The organism is Pseudomonas sp. EL_65y_Pfl2_R96 (assembly GCF_963970905.1).
Lineage (GTDB): Bacteria > Pseudomonadota > Gammaproteobacteria > Pseudomonadales > Pseudomonadaceae > Aquipseudomonas.
Map to the genome: position 1 here is coordinate 1 of NZ_CAXAQH010000477.1, position 255 is coordinate 255.

The following is a 255-nucleotide window of genomic DNA, read 5'->3' on the forward strand; positions in this document are numbered from 1 at the left end:
ACCCGGATGACCATCCACCAACTCAGCGACCCAACCACAACCGGACTTCTGCAAATGCAGACGCCACTCACCCGGCCAGGCCTCAAGCTCCGACGCCGCCAACCACGCTGCCCCACCCTGCTCGCAACGGCCGCCACCGATGGACTGTTCGAAACAAAAAGGCGTGTCCGGCCGGGAAAGGTCGATGTGGAAGAGGTAGATGTCCTGGATTTTGTGCTGCGGCGTGGGGGCGTTGTTGCGGCTGCCGATTTCGAT

At 62.0% G+C, this 255-nt stretch carries 1 protein-coding gene; it reads right to left on the bottom strand.

Going from position 1 to position 255, the window contains the following annotated elements; translation table 11 throughout:
• Positions 1-255, bottom strand: a 255-nt coding sequence (locus AACY49_RS31655) for a hypothetical protein (RefSeq protein ID WP_339528304.1), incomplete at both ends; no start/stop codon positions are given.